Origin of the sequence: Nocardia exalbida NBRC 100660 (assembly GCF_000308575.1) — a bacterium.
Lineage (GTDB): Bacteria > Actinomycetota > Actinomycetes > Mycobacteriales > Mycobacteriaceae > Nocardia > Nocardia exalbida.
In genome coordinates this window covers 1-16,234 of sequence record NZ_BAFZ01000162.1, presented here as the reverse complement: position 1 = coordinate 16,234, position 16,234 = coordinate 1, and the positions used below count along the sequence as shown (strand labels likewise).

12 protein-coding genes and 3 pseudogenes are annotated in these 16,234 nt (G+C 66.6%); 4 read left to right on the top strand and 11 right to left on the bottom strand.

The features are described 5' to 3' along the window. Window positions 1-164: 164 nt before the first annotated feature. Window positions 165-386, top strand: a complete 222-nt coding sequence (locus tag ON29_RS31690; RefSeq protein ID WP_040871895.1) for a hypothetical protein — start codon at window positions 165-167, stop codon at window positions 384-386. A 191-nt stretch (window positions 387-577) separates the two neighbouring features. Here ON29_RS31690 and ON29_RS31685 read toward each other — a convergent pair whose 3' ends face one another. The 4 genes and pseudogenes from ON29_RS31685 to ON29_RS31675 all read right to left on the bottom strand — a co-directional run bounded on the left by ON29_RS31685 (window position 578) and on the right by ON29_RS31675 (window position 4,582). Continuing rightward, entirely contained in the window at window positions 578-2,818 is a 2,241-nt protein-coding gene (locus ON29_RS31685) for an Imm49 family immunity protein (protein ID WP_157172972.1), read from the bottom strand. A 190-nt stretch (window positions 2,819-3,008) separates the two neighbouring features. Continuing rightward, a pseudogene (locus tag ON29_RS37360) lies at window positions 3,009-3,200 on the bottom strand (Tn3 family transposase); the annotation flags it as partial. A gap of 74 nt (window positions 3,201-3,274) precedes the next feature. Beyond that, window positions 3,275-3,541: a DUF4158 domain-containing protein gene (locus tag ON29_RS37910; RefSeq protein ID WP_040871893.1), complete on the bottom strand. Its 267-nt coding sequence runs from the start codon at window positions 3,539-3,541 to the stop codon at window positions 3,275-3,277. Between the two features lie 333 nt (window positions 3,542-3,874). Further along, a complete protein-coding gene (locus tag ON29_RS31675) occupies window positions 3,875-4,582 on the bottom strand; it encodes a TetR/AcrR family transcriptional regulator (RefSeq protein WP_051175818.1) in 708 nt (235 codons plus the stop codon). A gap of 38 nt (window positions 4,583-4,620) precedes the next feature. On the opposite strand from ON29_RS31675, the gene ON29_RS31670 reads away from it, so the two are divergent. Both ON29_RS31670 and ON29_RS31665 read left to right on the top strand, forming a co-directional pair. Beyond that, window positions 4,621-6,867 carry a molybdopterin-dependent oxidoreductase gene (locus ON29_RS31670; RefSeq protein WP_245549278.1) on the top strand — a complete coding sequence of 749 codons (2,247 nt, stop codon included), beginning with the start codon at window positions 4,621-4,623 and terminating at the stop codon, window positions 6,865-6,867. Between the two features lie 11 nt (window positions 6,868-6,878). Beyond that, the gene (locus tag ON29_RS31665) at window positions 6,879-8,585 is read left to right on the top strand and encodes an FAD-dependent oxidoreductase (protein WP_051175817.1); all 1,707 of its coding nucleotides are present in this window, start codon (window positions 6,879-6,881) and stop codon (window positions 8,583-8,585) included. Between the two features lie 220 nt (window positions 8,586-8,805). Here ON29_RS31665 and ON29_RS37355 read toward each other — a convergent pair. The 6 genes and pseudogenes from ON29_RS37355 to ON29_RS31645 form a co-directional block, all read right to left on the bottom strand. Further along, window positions 8,806-9,153, bottom strand: a pseudogene (locus ON29_RS37355) (alpha/beta fold hydrolase); the annotation flags it as partial. Next, window positions 9,059-9,268: a DUF6924 domain-containing protein gene (locus ON29_RS37905; RefSeq protein ID WP_373283948.1), complete on the bottom strand. Its 210-nt coding sequence runs from the start codon at window positions 9,266-9,268 to the stop codon at window positions 9,059-9,061. The gene ON29_RS37905 and the pseudogene ON29_RS37355, both read right to left, overlap by 95 nt. Window positions 9,269-9,889: 621 nt before the next feature. Then, window positions 9,890-11,302 (bottom strand): outer membrane protein assembly factor BamB family protein, encoded by a 1,413-nt coding sequence (locus tag ON29_RS31655; RefSeq protein ID WP_157172971.1) that lies wholly within the window; start codon window positions 11,300-11,302, stop codon window positions 9,890-9,892. Between the two features lie 163 nt (window positions 11,303-11,465). Beyond that, window positions 11,466-11,708 (bottom strand): annotated as a pseudogene (locus ON29_RS37565) (Tn3 family transposase); the annotation flags it as partial. 534 nt (window positions 11,709-12,242) lie between these two features. Next, window positions 12,243-12,827: a hemerythrin domain-containing protein gene (locus ON29_RS31650; RefSeq protein ID WP_040871891.1), complete on the bottom strand. Its 585-nt coding sequence runs from the start codon at window positions 12,825-12,827 to the stop codon at window positions 12,243-12,245. A 44-nt stretch (window positions 12,828-12,871) separates the two neighbouring features. After that, window positions 12,872-13,762, bottom strand: a complete 891-nt coding sequence (locus tag ON29_RS31645; protein WP_040871890.1) for a manganese catalase family protein — start codon at window positions 13,760-13,762, stop codon at window positions 12,872-12,874. A gap of 172 nt (window positions 13,763-13,934) precedes the next feature. Between ON29_RS31645 and ON29_RS31640 the strand changes: the two genes are divergently transcribed. Then, on the top strand, window positions 13,935-15,506 hold the full coding sequence (locus tag ON29_RS31640; RefSeq protein WP_245549277.1) for a PP2C family protein-serine/threonine phosphatase: 1,572 nt from the start codon (window positions 13,935-13,937) through the stop codon (window positions 15,504-15,506). Between the two features lie 534 nt (window positions 15,507-16,040). Here ON29_RS31640 and ON29_RS31635 read toward each other — a convergent pair. Then, window positions 16,041-16,234: IPT/TIG domain-containing protein (locus tag ON29_RS31635; protein ID WP_040871889.1), on the bottom strand; the 194-nt coding region annotated here is incomplete at its 5' end.

Genomic DNA, 16,234 nt, shown 5'->3' with positions numbered 1-16,234 from the left:
GCAGGATCCCGGTTTCCACGATCTGGTCGGCGACAGCGAGCGTCGGGCGATTCGGCCGGTGTTCTGGTCCGACACCAACCAAGGCCGGTTCCGGCTCGACATGAGCACCCGCCTGGACCTGACTCGCGAGCGAGCTGCGGGATAGCTGACCGGGTGCACAGCCCATGGTGTTGTCCTATGCCTGGCTGGAATCGGCGGCCGCCGACCATCCCGACGCTTTCGCCGATGTCGTCGGTACCGAGGCCGCGGCCACCCTGCTTTACAAGCACGGCCCGCAACTGCGGCTCTCCGGCAAACGCGCCCGGATGCCCCGCCCCGGCGAACCAGACGCGCTCGGCCCTCTACGCGTGATCTTCGGCCGAAGGTCATCGACGACGACATGCTGATCCTGGGCCGCGCGCTCGAGGACAAAGGCGTGCCGATGAACGCGCTCACCGGGCGTCTGCGGATCAAGACCGGCAAGAACGCCGGCGAGCATCCCCCGGTCGCATCGCTCTACCGTGCCTGGCCGACGCTGCGCGCTGACCGTGTCCGAGCCTGGGGTTGCCCTGCATGTCGAGCATTCGCAACGCCAGTGCTACCGGGACCCCCCACTCATGTCGCTGGGCCAGCCGGCAAACTCCCAGAGGCCGTCGACGCCGAGACGGAGCGCAGGGAGCGGGTTGCCGTCATCGTCGTGCGTCGAGTTGGGGTAGCGGATGATGTCGTCGGCGAGGGGGAGCGTCCATGCACGATCGAGAAGGGCTGGCGGGAGGTAGTCCGAGGCAACGGTGAGCGGTAGACCGCGATCGGTAGCGAAGCAGGCCAGTGCGAGCAGATGCCAGGCGACGAAACCGGCTGATATCAGGCTTCTTTCGTTCGTTCCCGAGAAGCCTCTGTACTGCCACAGGGCGTCGAGAAACGCGGTGTTGAACTCGGTTGCCGTACCACTGACGGCAGCCTGTAGCGCCTGGATCGCTGGAGCCGCGCAGCGGGTAGCGTACTCGTCGCCCGCCGCCTTGGCGGCACTCTGGGCTGCGTGCAAGGTGTCGTGGACTGCCGGGGCGCCGCAGTGGATTTGTTGCCACGCCAGCCCCCACAGACTCGCGTAGTCATTCGTCTCAGCGAGCGGGTAGCCGGGGCGGTCTGCACTGCCCAGCAGAAACATCAGCAGCCGCGGGTTGCGTGTGACAACGCTGATCCACAGGGCGGACAGAAAATCCGAGGCCGGCAACGGTGGTGACGTGCCGCCCGTAGCCGGGATCTGGTATGTGTCGTCGCCGATGATCATCGAGACAAAGCCATCACCTACTGGCCGGCGCGCCGACTGTAACCGGGCCACCAACGCGTTGGCGGCCGAGTCAGCATGAGAACGGACAATTCCCGAGCTTTCACCGAAATCGCCACGGCTGAAATACCCTGCGAGACCTAGGAAATGGGGAGCGACGTCCTGCAAGGCGGTGAGCGGGCTGTCGGTCAAGCGCTCAGCCAGAATGGTTCGGGCGGTCCGCTCAGAATCGACCACTTGGCGGTACACAATATCGGTGACAATATCGCTGGTACCGACGAAACCGTCGTAGTCGGAGGTCATGTGGTTCCCCGATGTCGCAACGCTCCGCGGGTCCCGGTCCATCGATTCGGTCGTCACAGCCGCCTCGGAAAGGCGGGACCATGTAACGTGGTCGGGCCAGTCGACCGCACGGTATCGAGTCGGGCGAAACCCAGGGATCGGCGTGATGCCGGTGATCTCCACCGCAGCCTGGAACGGAACGATGATCGTCTGTTCCATGTCCTCGCATGCGAAAGCGATGTAATCCGCCTCGGGCAGCGACGAGTGTACCCCTTCGCCCCACACCGTCACCATCTGTGGCGAACTATCCTCCTTCTCTTGCCGGATCATGATGTCGGCGACAAAGAGAGACGCAGACTCGTCGTCGTCGAAGTCCCCGTCCACCACCGCGTCGAAGTTGTATTTCTGCTGCAGCCAGTCGCGCTGCGCTTCGTATCCGTTGTAGGCCAGCAGCGTCCGGGCTCGGTCGACGGCGGGCGGCAACGGTCCGGTGATCGCCCGATCCAGTGGGACCACCATCCCGTTGTCGTCGACTGTGTAGGCCTGCGGTGACAGGGGACGGGCGGCGTCACGGACTTCCTGCTCCACGGTCTGATACAGATGCTCGAGCAGTTCCGGATCACCTGGAGCGACGATCAACGACGTGTAATCCGGAATGAACGCCACCGGCCGATGTCGGTAGCTGCGGGTACACGCCGCCAGCCAGCCCGGGACGAGCAGCCACGACGGGAGATAGCTCGGGTCGTCGACGACGATACGGACTATGGCACCCTCGTCGAACTCGGTGGTGATGACCGTTTCAGCGAGATTCTGCCGCGCGGCCTCGAACACCTCCTCCGCGCCCACGCCCCATTCGACCAGCTGCTGTTGTGCCGGGAGTCGGATCCGGCCCGGCTCATCGATTGCCACCATCTCATCGATGAACGGAAACGCCGGCCGCTGCAACCGGGAATCGGAATCTTCGAGCATGTACGTGCAGGGCCGCAGAACAGGTCGCAACAGCGGACGGACCTGGTCCCAGCTCGACAGTGCCAGAGCTGGAGCGAGCATCGCGGCGACGAACCGCTCCACCTCAGCTCGTCGTTCCTCGGCAGAGAAATCCCGCACCTGCTGGAAGATGTTGCTCAGATTGAGCACCATGCCGTCGTTGTATCGGATGACGAACTCATCCGGGTCGTAGGATACGCGGGTGGCGCCGACCCTCATCATCTCCTGATAGACCTGCAACGCGAACTGCCGTTGCGCAGTCCGCTCCTCGGGTATCGACATCCACACCTGCCTTCACGCCACATCCACTGACCCACCCCAGAAACGGATCCCCACCCCGCCGGGGCGAACATTCCGCGCTAGCATCCCAGCACAACCTCAGGCATTCACCTTTCCACCTCTGGAAACCAACTGGCGGGGCGGGGCTCAAAGAAGTCGACAGTTGGACACGCGACCTCGCCAGTCCGGAACGGCGACCTCGCCGAGCCCATCGCGTCGGTCGGGCGTCGTTGCTGCGCACGGGCACCACGAACCGGGTGCCGTCCACCGCGGCGACCAGCCCGCCGCCCCACAGTTGCGCGGTGGCGATCCCGGCTTGCCCGGCGATGAGATGGGCGTTGGCGGCGGCGTGGGTTTCGGCGCGAACATAGTTTTGGTAGACGTGGGGCTGGCATCCCGGCTTCGTGGCCTCCTACACGCACCTGTCCGGCGGTGAACCCCGCCTCGGTGACCTATCTATCACGGTGGCGGCGGTACTGACGGCACAAGCCTCAACGTCGGTTGGGGCCCGGTGGTCACCCCGGGCGTGGCCGCGGTGAGCAAGGCCCGGATCAGCCACTGCAACGCAAAACCTAAGCGAGAGCTGTCATCTCGCCTCTTCGCGATCAGCTTCCGGTCCGCGTCGTCAAGGACGAAGAACCGCTCCAGCTCCTCCTCCGACGGAGGACCACCGAACCTGCCGTACAGCGCGACCTGCCGAGCGGTCAGGAAGCCTCCCTCATCCAATGAAACGAATCAGCAACCGAACAGGGTCCGCCACCGCTGTTTTTACAAGATCACGCGTCGAGGGCAGAAAACCGCTCTGTACCAACGAGCTACGCGGTATCCGCCCGATTTTCGGCGGATACCACGGCGACCTCCACACGAACTGCGGCACTCCGTCCTCACACCCCCTGGGGAAGCCGACGCCAGCCTGCTCGAACTCATGGCCAGGTCCCGGCACCGCGAACCCGACAACCTGCGCCCGCTACTTCAAACCGCACCCCAGGCCATGCGAGACCTCACCAGCCTCCTCGGCCCCAACCGGGGCTACTCACCAAAGGCTCACGTCCCGCGCCGCTACGACGACGCCTGCGCGCTCTGTGAAACAGCCGAAGCCATCGGCTCGGCACGGACCACCTGCTCACGGAGCCCGATCGGCTCGTCGTGCTGGCGGGCGGCCGCATAGACCTGCAAGTAGCGAGTGATGGCGATCCGACCCTCGTCGGTCAGCGCGTCACTCTCGTCGCCGCGCTGGTGGGCCAGCTCGAAGACGTGGTCACCCAGCTCCACGGCCACTTCGACGACGCGTCGGCTGGTGGAGGGCGCGAGCAGGCCGGTGGCAAGCAGGTGGCGGTGGAGCAGGTCGGTGAGCCTGCCGAGGTGTTTTCTGATGTCGTCGCGGAGAGCCTCGTTGTGCCGGGAGGCGTAGTACAGGGCGACGAAGTCCGGGTGGGACATGTAGTGGCGGCCGTGAAAGGCGATGAACGCCTCGACGGCGGCCGCGATGTCCGGGTGTGGCCGGGCGGTGGCGAGGGACTGCTCCAGTTCGCTATCGAGGCGCTTGAGTTCGCGGGCGAGCAGCTGCTCGAAGATGGCGTCGCGGTTGGTGAAGAACTGGTACACCGTCGCGGACGGGACACCAGCACGTTCCGCCACGGAACGGACCGTCGCCGCGTCGGTTCCCTGGGCCGTGATGATCTCCACGGCGGCGTCCAAGATCCGCTGGACGCGCTCGCGGCTGCGCTGCTGGACCGGTTCGCGGCGGAGGGGGCTGGCGTCGGGCACAGCATCCATGGTAGACACGAAAAAAATAACATGACGTCATGTTCATGTTCGAGCGGATCTCTTGCGGAGGCGACTACACCATGAGCGCGACCGGGGCAGCCGTCGATGCGTTGACCAAGGCGGGGCGGGCGATACGCGGCTCCGGGGGCGGCGGCACCGCGAAGGCCGCTTGCAACTTGTGCGAGGCGATTTGCGGGATCGAAATCACCATCGAGGGCGGGAGGGCCGTCGGTGTGCGCGGCGACCGCGACGACCCCCTGTCCCGCGGCCACGTGTGCCCCAAGTCCGTAGCGATGACCGACGTGCACAGCGACCCGGACCGGCTACGGCGGCCGCTGCGCAAGATCGACGGAGAATGGGTGGAGGTGGACTGGTCCGAGGCGATCAGTGCGGCGGCCCGCGGACTCGCTCAGGCCCGTCGGCGCCACGGCGCGGATGCGGTGGCGGTCTACCTGGGTAACCCCTCGGTCCACAGCCTCGGCGCGATGACCCACGGGTCAGCGTTCGCCTCATTGCTGCGAACCCACAACCACTTCTCGGCATCCTCGGTCGACCAGTTGCCGCACCAGGTCGTTTCGGCACTGCTGTACGGGCACCAGTTCCTGCTGCCGGAGCCGGATCTGGACCGGACACAGCACCTGCTCATGTTCGGTGCCAACCCGCGTGCGTCGAACGGAAGCCTGATGACCGCGCCGGATATGGCGCGGCGGCTGCGGGAGATCCGCGAGCGCGGCGGGCGGGTCACCGTCATCGACCCGCGCCGCACGGAGACGGCCGCGGACGCCGATGAGCACGTGTTCATCCGGCCCGGCACGGACGCCGCGGTGCTGTTGGCCATGGTGCACGTCGTCTTGCGAGACCGGGCACCGCGCCTGCCCGAATACATCACGGGTGCGGACGCGCTGCGAGACGCGGTCGCCGAGTTCACGCCGGAAGCCGCTGGCCGTTTCAGCGGCGTGCCCGCCGCCACGATCACCCGCCTCGCCCACTCCTTCGCCGACGCGGGCCCCGCCGCCTGCTACGGCAGGTTCGGCGTGTCGACCCAGCGTCACGGCACTGTGTGCCAGTGGGCCATCCAGGTGCTCAACATCATCACCGGAAACCTGGGCCGCGAGGGCGGGACGCTGTTCACCGACCCGGCCATCGACATGACACGGCTGCTGAGCCCGGGCCATTTCGGCCGACGCCGCAGCCGTGTGCGCGGGCTTCCTTCCTTCGCCGGGGAGTTTCCGGTCGCCGCCCTTGCCGAGGAGATCACGACGCCAGGCCAGGGGCAGGTCCGGGCGCTGCTGACGATCGCGGGAAACCCGGTGCTGTCCACTCCTGCCGGAGCCGCACTCGGCACCGCGCTCGGCGGCCTCGACTTCATGGTGGCCGTGGACTTCTACCTCAACGAGACCACTCGCCACGCCGACGTCATCCTGCCGCCGACCAGCGCGCTGGAACGAGACCACTACGACTTGGTTTTCCGGTCCTTCGCCGTCCGCAATACCGCGAAATACTCGCCCGCGGTGCTGCCCAAGCCGCGCGGCGCGCGGCACGACTGGGAGATCTTCCGCGACCTCGGCTCGGCCTACCAACGCCACCTCGGAGGCGGCCGGATGCGGGTATTGCGCCGTCGCCTCAGTAGGCCCGCCCTGGCCACCGAGATTCGGCTGCGGACACCGCCGCGCCGGCTGGTGGACCTGCTCCTGCGCACAGGTCGCTACAAACTGAGCGTGCGGCGACTGCTCGCTCACCCGGCCGGGCTGGACCTGGGCCCGCTGCGGCCAGGCGTCGAGCATCGCCTGCGCACTCCGGACCGCCGACTACACCTCGTGCCACCGGAGATCGCGGACGCCCTCGACACCCTGCGCTCCGACCTGTGTACGGCTCCGGCGGATCCAGGGTCGCTGCTGTTGATCGGCCGACGGCACCTGCGCTCCAACAATTCCTGGATGCACAACTACGCCCGCCTCGTCGCCGGTCCGCAGCGACACCATCTGCTCATGCATCCTGCCGACGCGGCCCGCCTCGGACTGGCCGACGGGCCCGCCGTGCTGCGCTCGCGCACCGGCGCCGTGCGGGTGGACATCAGGCAGACCACCGACATCATGGCGGGCACGGTCAGCCTGCCGCACGGGTACGGGCACGCGGCGGCGGAAAGTCGGCTGTCCGTGGCCTCCCGCGTCGCTGGCGCGAGCGCCAACGATGTCACCGACCCGCTGTTCCTGGACACCGTCAGCGGAAACGCCGCCCTCAACGGAATCCCGGTCACCGTGGAACCGCTCCCCGACTCCCGCTAGCAAGGAACGCCATGCCCCACGTCATCACCCAGCCGTGCTGCAACGACGCCTCCTGTGTGCCGGTGTGCCCGGTCGGCTGCATCCATCCCACCCCCGACGAACCGGGCTTCGCCTCCGCCGAAGCCCTCTACATCGACCCCGCCGGCTGCATCGACTGTGGCGCGTGCGTCGCCGAGTGCCCGGTCGGGGCGATCACCCGCGACACCGCGCCCGCGGCAGGCCGGTTCTTGGACCTGGCGGAGGCTTATTACCAGCGAAACCCGCTGCCGCCCGGCATCCCCGACGTCTCGCCGCCCGCTGCGCGGGCCGAGATCGAGGAGCTTCGAGTCGCGGTGGTGGGCTCCGGGCCCGCGGGCGCGTATGCCGCACTCGAGCTGCTCGAGCATCCGGGCGCGACAGTCACGATGTTCGACCGGCTGCCCACACCGTGGGGTCTGGTGCGAGGCGGGGTGGCCCCCGACCACCCGTCCACCAAATCCGTCACCGAGGTATTCGAGCGCGCCGCCGCCGATGGCCGCTTCCGCTTCCACCTCAACGTCGAGGTCGGTATCCACATCACCCACGACGAGCTGGCCGCAGCGCACCACGCAGTCGTCTATGCCTATGGGGCCTCCGGTGACCGCCGCCTGGGGATTCCCGGCGAGGACCTGCCGGGCAGCGCGTCGGCAACCGAGTTCGTGAACTGGTACAACGGCCACCCCGACTTCATCGACCGCACGTTCGACCTCTCCTGTCGCCGTGCGGTCGTCGTCGGCAACGGCAACGTCGCCCTCGACGTCGCCCGCCTCCTGGTCGCCGATCCCGCGGAGCTCGCCGCCACCGATATGGCCGACCACGCGCTGGCCGCCCTGGCCGCCGGCACGATCGAGGAAGTCGTGGTACTCGGCCGGCGCGGCCCCGCGCAGGCCGCGTACACCACTCCCGAGCTGCTCGCCCTGACGGATCTCGACGGCGCCGATGTCCTCGCCTTGTCCGACGAGGCCAGGTTGGATCCCGACCAGCTCGCCGCACTTCGATCGGACCCGATCGGGCTGGCCAAAGCGCAGGCTGCCGCGGTACTCACCACACGCCACCGCGTCGCGTCGCGCCGTATTGTCCTGCGCTACTTGTGTTCTCCGCTGGAGATCTTGGGCGATCAACGAGTCACCGGAGTGCGTGTGGCTCGCAATCGGCTCGAACACGGCCCCGGCGGTGACGTCCGCGCTGTCCCGACCGGAATCGAAGAGACCATCGAGGCGGGCCTGGTACTCCGGGCGGTGGGCTACCGCGGCGCTGCGCTGTCCGGCCTGCCCTTCGACCATGACGGCGGTGTGCTGCCCAACGACTTCGGCCGAGTCCTCGCCGGGACCGGCGAACCCATCCCCGGCGTTTACACGGCGGGATGGATCAAGCGGGGCCCGTCCGGAGGCATCGGCGCCAACAAGAAATGCGCACTCGAGACTGTCGCCGCGCTCCTCGCCGACCATTCCGAAGGATTGCTTCCCACCCCGGCAACCACCCCGCAGGAACTCGACGCACTAGTCCGGCAACGTCAGCCCACCGCCGTCGGCGTGCACCAGTGGAGGGCGATCGATCGGACCGAGCGCGACCTCGGCGCGGTTCAGGGACGGCCGAGGCGCAAACTTGCCTCGTTCCCCGCCCTGCTCGCCGTTGCGCATGGGGAGGACTCGATGCCGACGATTCCACTGCCGATCGACGCAGACGGGTTCCGCCTCTGACCAATTCCTGCTGATGCTGCGTTGCTCAAACACCTCCAGATGCGACACAGCCGCTCAATCACCACCGGACTCGAATCAACCTGGCTCCTCCCCCTGGTCAGTGGTGGCACGCCCTTCCTCATGACCGCGCTGCTGGCGGCAACCGGTTCGACAGTGTCGGTCTCCGCCTTCCTCTTGGTCATGGCGCTGTGCACGCTCGGCTGCGCATGGGCACTGCCGAGTAGAACGAAGCTCCCAGCCGGGAACGCAGAATCCCCAGCGGTGGAACCGGCGAGCGCGGCGTCGGTGGAACGCTCAGTCCAGCGACTGCCCGCACTCGGCCGGGATAGGCCAGTGCCATCTGCCAGACCACCGCGGCACCCCAGTCGTGTCCGATGAACACGGCATCCTCCACGCCGAGGGCATTCAACAGTCCCACCAGGTCGGCGCAGATCGTCAATACGTCGTAGTCCTCGATCTCGGACGGCCGCGAGCTACCGCCGTAACCGCGCATATCCGGCGCGATCACGCGATACCCGGCCTCGGCGAGCGTGAAAACCTGATGACGCCACGAGAACGCGAGTTCGGGACATGTCTTCGTCGTAGGACGCGATGACCGCGGCGAGGGTTTGGGCCCACGTCGCGTCGTCGGTGAAGTCCGTACGCACCAGAAGCGATTCGCCCTCGGGCAAAGACCGTGCCATATGTCCGATTGTGCCCTACGGCAGCCGAACACCATGCGCCATCCGCATCACGAGGGATTCCGTTAGTAGTAATCGCGCGGAAAACACGACAATGGCCTGACCAGCAGCGTGACATGTTGCCAGAAGCCGAAGCTCGGCCCCTGCAGGTGCAGCCTATACGGGCGACATACGACGAACTCGATGAGCGTGACAAGCGCCGCTACACCGTCGCGCCAGTCACCGATAAGTCCACCGTCACCGCTGGTCCAAGCAACTTCGTTGTTTACCGCGCGATTACTACCAGGCCCTTGCCACCAGGACCCCACAATGAGCCGCCGAGCGGCCAATTGACCTATCTCGTATGAAGCGTGTCCGCACGACAGCCCGGTCACTCGTCGGCGGGGGCGTCGGGATCACGCAGTGGCCGGTGTGCTCCGCCGACGTCGGGCAGGTAGAAGCTGTAGTGCCCGTCGATGGACGACCACCCCGCCTAGCTAGACGTCGACCGAAGAGAACGACGACGAATCGAGACGGCGATCAACGTCGCCCGCAGATGTTGGGACCGATCGACCCGGCTACCCGGCGCTTGCGGTCGCCGACTGAATTTGCCGATGAAGGCTGTCGCCGAACGTTCGAGTCACATTATGCCGCAGCATATCCGGTGAATTCATGCGCGGTCACGGTGACCATGCGACCGCCCATCGCCCGCACCTGCGAGTGGACTCTGGGATCACCACTTGGCGGCAACGGCATCGACCACACCGGAGTTCCGTCGACGCCATCGATCGCCTGCACGGTGACACCGTCGGTCAGGATGAGATGGGTTGCGTCGGTGATGCCGTCATAGCTTGTGAATTTCGTGGCGTGTTCGAACGGCGAGGGCCGCTGCCAAATGCGATGCCCGTCGGTGAGATCGAGCCCGGAAAGCGTTGTGCCCTCGAGTGATCGGATGATCACGGTATCTCGCACCACACCCTCGATCGCGTCCTTGCGCCCGGCCGTGTCGTCGATGCCGATCTCGGGATTGGTCCACAGGACTCGGCCTGTCGTGCGCTCGTAGGCACTCTCGCCGGTCAGGATCGGCAGTGGCGACGCGGTGGCGACCGGGTACCACTCGAGCATGAAGCTGGCATTGGCGACCTCGGTGATGCTGTGTCCGTCGCGGCCGAGCAACGCGACCTTTCCCGCAGTGCCGCTGCGATCGATCACCTGCGAGGCGATCATGCCGCCGTCGAAGACATAGCCGACCGGTCCGGTGAAAAGCGGCTCGCCAGTACGCAAATCGTGGACACGAATGTTGCCGTAGCGCCCATACCGGAAGTAGTCCGGTGCGCTGATGACGGGTCTGACCGGCTCTCCGGGAACCACTGTCGGAAACGTCTTACGCCAGCTCGCGGCGATATCCGAGACGGTTCCTCGCGTGAAGACAGCGGTCTGCCAATCCGCGGTTCGCCCCGCCACCGTGACGACACCGTCGCGAGCATCGACCTGCTCCACCTCGAAATCGGTGATGTGATCGGTGAGCACCGTGCCCGTCGCGCTGTCGACGATCAGGACCCGATGGGTGTCCCAACAGCTCAGCAGGCCCTGAAACACCTGTTCGGCGCAGCTGGCGATCGCGCCCACATCGATTGTCCAGTGTGGCTTTCCGGTCTCGGGGTCGATACCGTGCAGTCGCACCGCGCTGACCGGCTGCCCGACCCCGCCACCCGGGCTGTCCGGCACCGCGGTGGCCGCCACGATCGTGGTCCCGGCATCCATCGGCGTGCCGTTTCCGTAGTAGACGTTCAGACTGTGCGGAGCGGACAGTAGAACAGCGCCGGGGTCAGTGGACAGATCGGCGGCGCGCACCGTCCAGCGAGGAGTGGGTGCGGAGCCTAGAGTGGGCTCGATACGAAACTTGCCGCCCACCACCGGCGTTGCCTGCTGGGACTGCCGTGGTGATCGGTCCGCCCATACGACCGCAGCGACACCCACCACGACGGCCACGACCAGCACCGCGATCCGACTTCGACGCCTGTTCGGACCGGTGAACCACTGTGCAGCCGTGTTCATGCGGAGAGGTCTCCTTCATACATCTATCTGGACCAGGCACTGGCCGAACTGTGCGAATTCTGCAAGGTATCAGCCATCGTTGAAGGGTGCCGATCGCGAGGACGACCCATCGCTGGTGATTTCCCAGCGGGTGGTGGCCATCAAGAACCCAGTCGCCGAACCGGCGGATGGTGTGGGTGATGTACGGGGAGATCGTGGCCAGATCATCGGTGTCGATCGGGTGCTCGTCACCGGCGAGGGCGTTCGCTGCGGCGGTGATATCGCAGGCGTTGGAGTAGATCACGCAGTTCGCGAGCAGCTCGTTGAACTTGATGATCTTCTTCTGGCAGTCCGGGTCGTTGCGCCCGATCGCCTCGCCGCCGAAACGCAGCCACGCGGAGAAGTCGTGGAACGCCCGCCCACGAATCCTATTGACTCCCGATCAGCGTTCGGCTGTGAAACCGATATCGGGGCAGACGACACGTTTCTGCCGGTGCTTCCATTCTTCGGCGCGGTCGACCGCCCCGCGGGCAATCGAGCGCTTCTGAGTGCGCCCCGGCCTTCCTCTGGGCAATGTGGGGCGGTGTCACCAAGTACGGACATCTGTCGCTGCCTGCACCCATCCGTCGCGGCGCCGGCATCCGTATCCACGACCGCGTCCTGCGGGTCGCCGACCCTCAGCACGCTCTGCTGGTGGTGTACCCCGCGCATGTCTCGATGAGATCCTCGCGCGCCGCTGCGCCTTGGGAGCGGGCGCATGAGCACGCGCGCCGCCGCCGACATCACCGTTGCGCAGTACGCCACCCCGGTGCAGTCGGCCGATGTGCGCACACGCGCTCGCGGACGACAGCCGCCTTCACTCACGGCGGTGACGAGCGGCTGGGTGCTGCCCGCCACCGCCGCAGCGGTTCCCGTCTGTCCCGTGTGGGTCCCACCCGAGCGAGGTAGCGAACGTGTGCGCTCAGGTGGGCGGTGGGTCCGGTGGCTGATGTGACCTCCTGCCGGTGAGCAGGTCACGCGCTTTGTCGGTCAGTGCTGCTACCAAGCCGCCGGTCTTTTGCGCACCTGGAGTCGACGGTGTATCCGGATGCGGTCGGGTCGGGGCCACCTTCTTCGCCGTGGCCATCTTCTGCCCGAGTTCCTCCATCGTGTCCCGGTCGGCCGCCTGCCGGAACAGGGGCCACACCTGATCCTGCTCGAACTCGATGTGCTCGCGGACCACGACGATGAACTCGCTGAGTGCCTGCTCGAACTCGCTTGATCCGGCTTCGGAATCCTCGATCTGCTGCAGCAGACGCTTGGCGAGGTTTTCCTGCTGGAGAGCCCGATCGGCCAGCTCGTCACCGTCGGGAAGCGCCTGCCGCACCGCCGGCCAGAAGAATTGCTCTTCCACCGCTTCGTGCTGCGATGCGGCGATCACCAGACTCGTCGCGAGATCCGAACGCGCCCGAGTCTCGGCCGCACCATCACCGCGCCCGCGTTCGAACTGTTCGATCATTCCCAGCACGCTCTCGTGATCGTTGCGCAGGAAGGTCAAGGCATCCATCGGTACACCTCCGGTGTGAGTTGCCTGGAAGACACCGGCGATGGTCAGCCGGGCATGTGCTGTTCGTGGGTGAACGGCTTGGTGCCCTGCACCGCGGGTTCGCCCTGCGGATTCTCCTCGGCGCCGTGGTTGGCTCGCTCGTCGGAGCCGAGCCACTCGGTAACCGGATTGTCGACGTAACGCCACTGCATGCCCTCCGGCCAAGGCCCTTGCCCTTCGTTCCACGGGCCGCGGGCGCTTGCCGCACCATTGGACATGTTGAACGCGACGTTCTGGAACCGATCGTCACCGGGCAGCGTTCCGGGCGGGAAGTTGACCGGCAGCTCGTTGAGCGCCGCGGTGAACTGCTGGAAATGCGCGACTTCGCGCGTCATGAGGAACGACAACGTGTCCTGCACGCCCGGGTCGTCGGTGAACTGCTTGAGGTATTCGTAGACGATTTTCGCTCGCGACTCCGCCGCGAGATTACTGCGCAGATCCACCGAGGGCTCACCGTTGGCATTGACGAATGAACCCTGCCACGGCACCCCCGCCGAATCCTTGACGTCCGGGCCGCCGCCGGTCAGGGCGAAATACAACGGGTTCACCGCGACTTGGTGGATGACCTGCTCACGGCCGGCCGAGTCGCCGACCAGCGGCATCCAGTCACACCGCTGGTTCGCCTGCTTCAGATCGTCGTTGAGCCCGTCCAGCAGCATCGTGATCATGGAGCCGACGATCTCGAGGTGACTGAGCTCCTCGGTGGCGATGTCCATGAACAAGTCGTACATCTTCGGATTCTTGCGGCGCAGCACGAACGCCTGAGTGAAGTACTGCATCGCGGCCTTGAGCTCGCCGTTGGCTCCACCGAACTGCTCTTGCAGCAGGGTCGCGAACCGCGGATCCGGCCGGTCCACCCGCACCTCGAACTGCAGGTCCTTGTTGTGAATGAACATCCCACTCCTCGATGGTCGTCGTCACACTCCAACGAGGGGGCCCTACCCGTGGCCGACGTCCGGAAACATCACCGAGGAGAACTCGGGCGGTCAGCGCGGCACCCGGCATATGTATTTCCCCGCCGAGCCAGCGGGAATATGCAGCCAGTGCACTACGATTGAAACGCCCGATATGCGACCAATCGAGATGGTGGCGAGCGCCGGTTCGGATCGCAGCGTTGTCGACCGGAGCTTACTGTGCTGTCGACAGAATCGGACGGCCGCCGCCGGTCGCGGCAGTGACCGCGCCCGCGAGCAGCAACGCAGCCTGGTGCTCGCGTTGAAAGGCGCCGAACTGAGCCTCGAAGAACTGTGGATGAGCTATTTCACCTCGGGTGGCGACGCGGGCTGTCTGGAGATCGACGCCTACGTGCACGGGGGCCGCGGACTTCCCACGCTCGATCGCGACATCCTCGCCCATGCTGTCAACGAACGCCTCGACCAACTCGCCTGGGCCAAACGCGCCGCCTACAGCCGCATCATCCGGGACACCGAGCCCGAAAGCGCCCCCCTCGCGGCGCTGGTGGCTCTGCTCGACGGCGCCCACCAAGCGGCGCCCGAGCGGTTACCCGCCGTCGCCGCAGCCGCCGGCCACGCCCTCGGCGTGCACGTCGACATGTATTTGGTGGATTACGACGAGCGCTCCCTGCATCGTGTCCGAGCACCGTCCAGCACGTGCGAGCACGCCGCTGCGGTGGATGTTCTCGATGTCGACACGACTCTGCCGGGCCGCGCGTTCCGGCTCGTGCAGACCCTGCCTTCCCACGGAGCCGACCGGCCCCGGTTGTGGGTTCCGTTGCTCGATGGAAGCGAACGCCTCGGCGTCCTCGACATCCAGGTCGAGGACCACGCCGACCTCTACGACCCGGGACTTCGGGTGCAATGCCGATGGATGTCACGGCTGCTCGGTCACCTGGTCACGGCGACGACCCGGCTCGGGGACGCTCTGGAGGGCGCCCGGCTGACCACGCCCCGCACTCCCAATGCGGAGTTGATCTGGTCGATGTTGCCTCCGTTGACCGCCGGCGTGGACAACTTCGTGATCAGCGGCGTCGTGGAACCACGCCACGACCTCAACGGCGACGCCTTCGACTACGCGCTGTCCGACACCACCGCACAACTCATCGTCATCGACGCGGTCGGCCACGACCCGGCCAGCGGCCTCATCGCGGCGACGGCGCTGGCCGCCTACCGCAGTGCACGCCACGCCGGCCACGGGCTGTTCGAACAAGCCCGCGTCATCGACCAGGCCATCGCCGACCAGTTCGGACGCGGACAGTTCGCCACGGCGGTCCTTGCCGAGCTGTACATGTCCACCGGTCGGCTGCGCTACATCAACGCGGGCCACCCGGAACCGATGATCATGCGCGGCGGCAGAATCGTCAAACCCCTCCGCGGCGGGCACCGACTGCCGCTGGGGCTCGGCGATGCCGAGCTCACCGTCGCCGAGGAAGTTCTGCAACCGGACGATTGGCTCGTCCTCTACACCGACGGCATCACCGAGGCCCGTGACGGCGAGGGCGCGTTCTTCGGCGAAGAGCGCCTCACCGACTTCCTGCGCCGCGAGGCCGCGGCAGGCCACCCCCCACCGGAGACGGCCCGCCGACTGATCAACGCCGTGCTCGCCCATCAGCACGGAACACTGCAGGACGACGCCACCGTCCTACTCGCCCGCTGGACCAACCCCGGCAAGCTCACCCCGTGACCCAGCGTGGGCTTTTCGAATCCGCACGCCGCGCCTCGGGTAGGGCTGAGGTGTGGACATTGAACAGCCCCGACCGCCCGGTGATGCCGATCGGTTCGTGTTCGAGGTCGGCCGTGCGGTGATCGAGCAGGCCAAGGGATACTGATGCTGGTGTACGGGATCGCGAGCAGCAAGCGTTCGCGCTGCTGTGGTCCTGCTCGCAGTACACCAACGTGCGTCGGGTGGATCCTCTCCGAACTACCCGCCGCGGGCGGGCAAGCCGCGACAGCCCCGATGCGCGTCGAGCTGAACCGGATCCTGGCCGGACATCCCCCGCCCGCCGACGGATACCCTCGCGATGGGACTCATCGTCAGCGCACCGGGTTCGGGCAAGGCCGCATGATCTCGGTGACGATCGCCAGCCCGAGACCGGAACCGCAGGTGGCGCGGGCACGGTCGGGCTGGTCGCACGAAGCGCTCGAAGGGCTACGTATTCGACTGTATCGAGACTGGGCCGCCGGCAATAATTTGTCGGCGGCCCAGCGGCGTCTGTTGTCAGACGTAGGTGTAACTGACGCCGTTACTGGTTCCTCCTGTGGTGGTGACGGTGACCTGCACGGTGCCCGTTCCGGCGGGGGTGACCGCGGTGATCTGGGTGTCGGAGTCGACCGTGAACGAGGCCGCCGGTGTCGCACCGAAATTTACCGCGGTGGCTGCCGTCAGGCCTGTCCCGGTGAGGGTGACGGTGT

Bases quoted from the DNA above. Each gene is read 5' to 3' on its own strand.
- ON29_RS31650 (WP_040871891.1), bottom strand. From the start codon at position 12,827: ATGGATGCCTTGACCTTCCTGCGCAACGATCACGAGAGCGTGCTGGGA.
- ON29_RS31685 (WP_157172972.1), bottom strand. From the start codon at position 2,818: ATGTCGATACCCGAGGAGCGGACTGCGCAACGGCAGTTCGCGTTGCAG.
- ON29_RS31655 (WP_157172971.1), bottom strand. From the start codon at position 11,302: ATGAACACGGCTGCACAGTGGTTCACCGGTCCGAACAGGCGTCGAAGT.
- ON29_RS31665 (WP_051175817.1), top strand. From the start codon at position 6,879: ATGCCCCACGTCATCACCCAGCCGTGCTGCAACGACGCCTCCTGTGTG.
- ON29_RS31640 (WP_245549277.1), top strand. From the start codon at position 13,935: ATGCGACCAATCGAGATGGTGGCGAGCGCCGGTTCGGATCGCAGCGTT.
- ON29_RS31690 (WP_040871895.1), top strand. From the start codon at position 165: ATGGTGTTGTCCTATGCCTGGCTGGAATCGGCGGCCGCCGACCATCCC.
- ON29_RS37905 (WP_373283948.1), bottom strand. From the start codon at position 9,268: ATGGCACGGTCTTTGCCCGAGGGCGAATCGCTTCTGGTGCGTACGGAC.
- ON29_RS31670 (WP_245549278.1), top strand. From the start codon at position 4,621: ATGTTCATGTTCGAGCGGATCTCTTGCGGAGGCGACTACACCATGAGC.
- ON29_RS31645 (WP_040871890.1), bottom strand. From the start codon at position 13,762: ATGTTCATTCACAACAAGGACCTGCAGTTCGAGGTGCGGGTGGACCGG.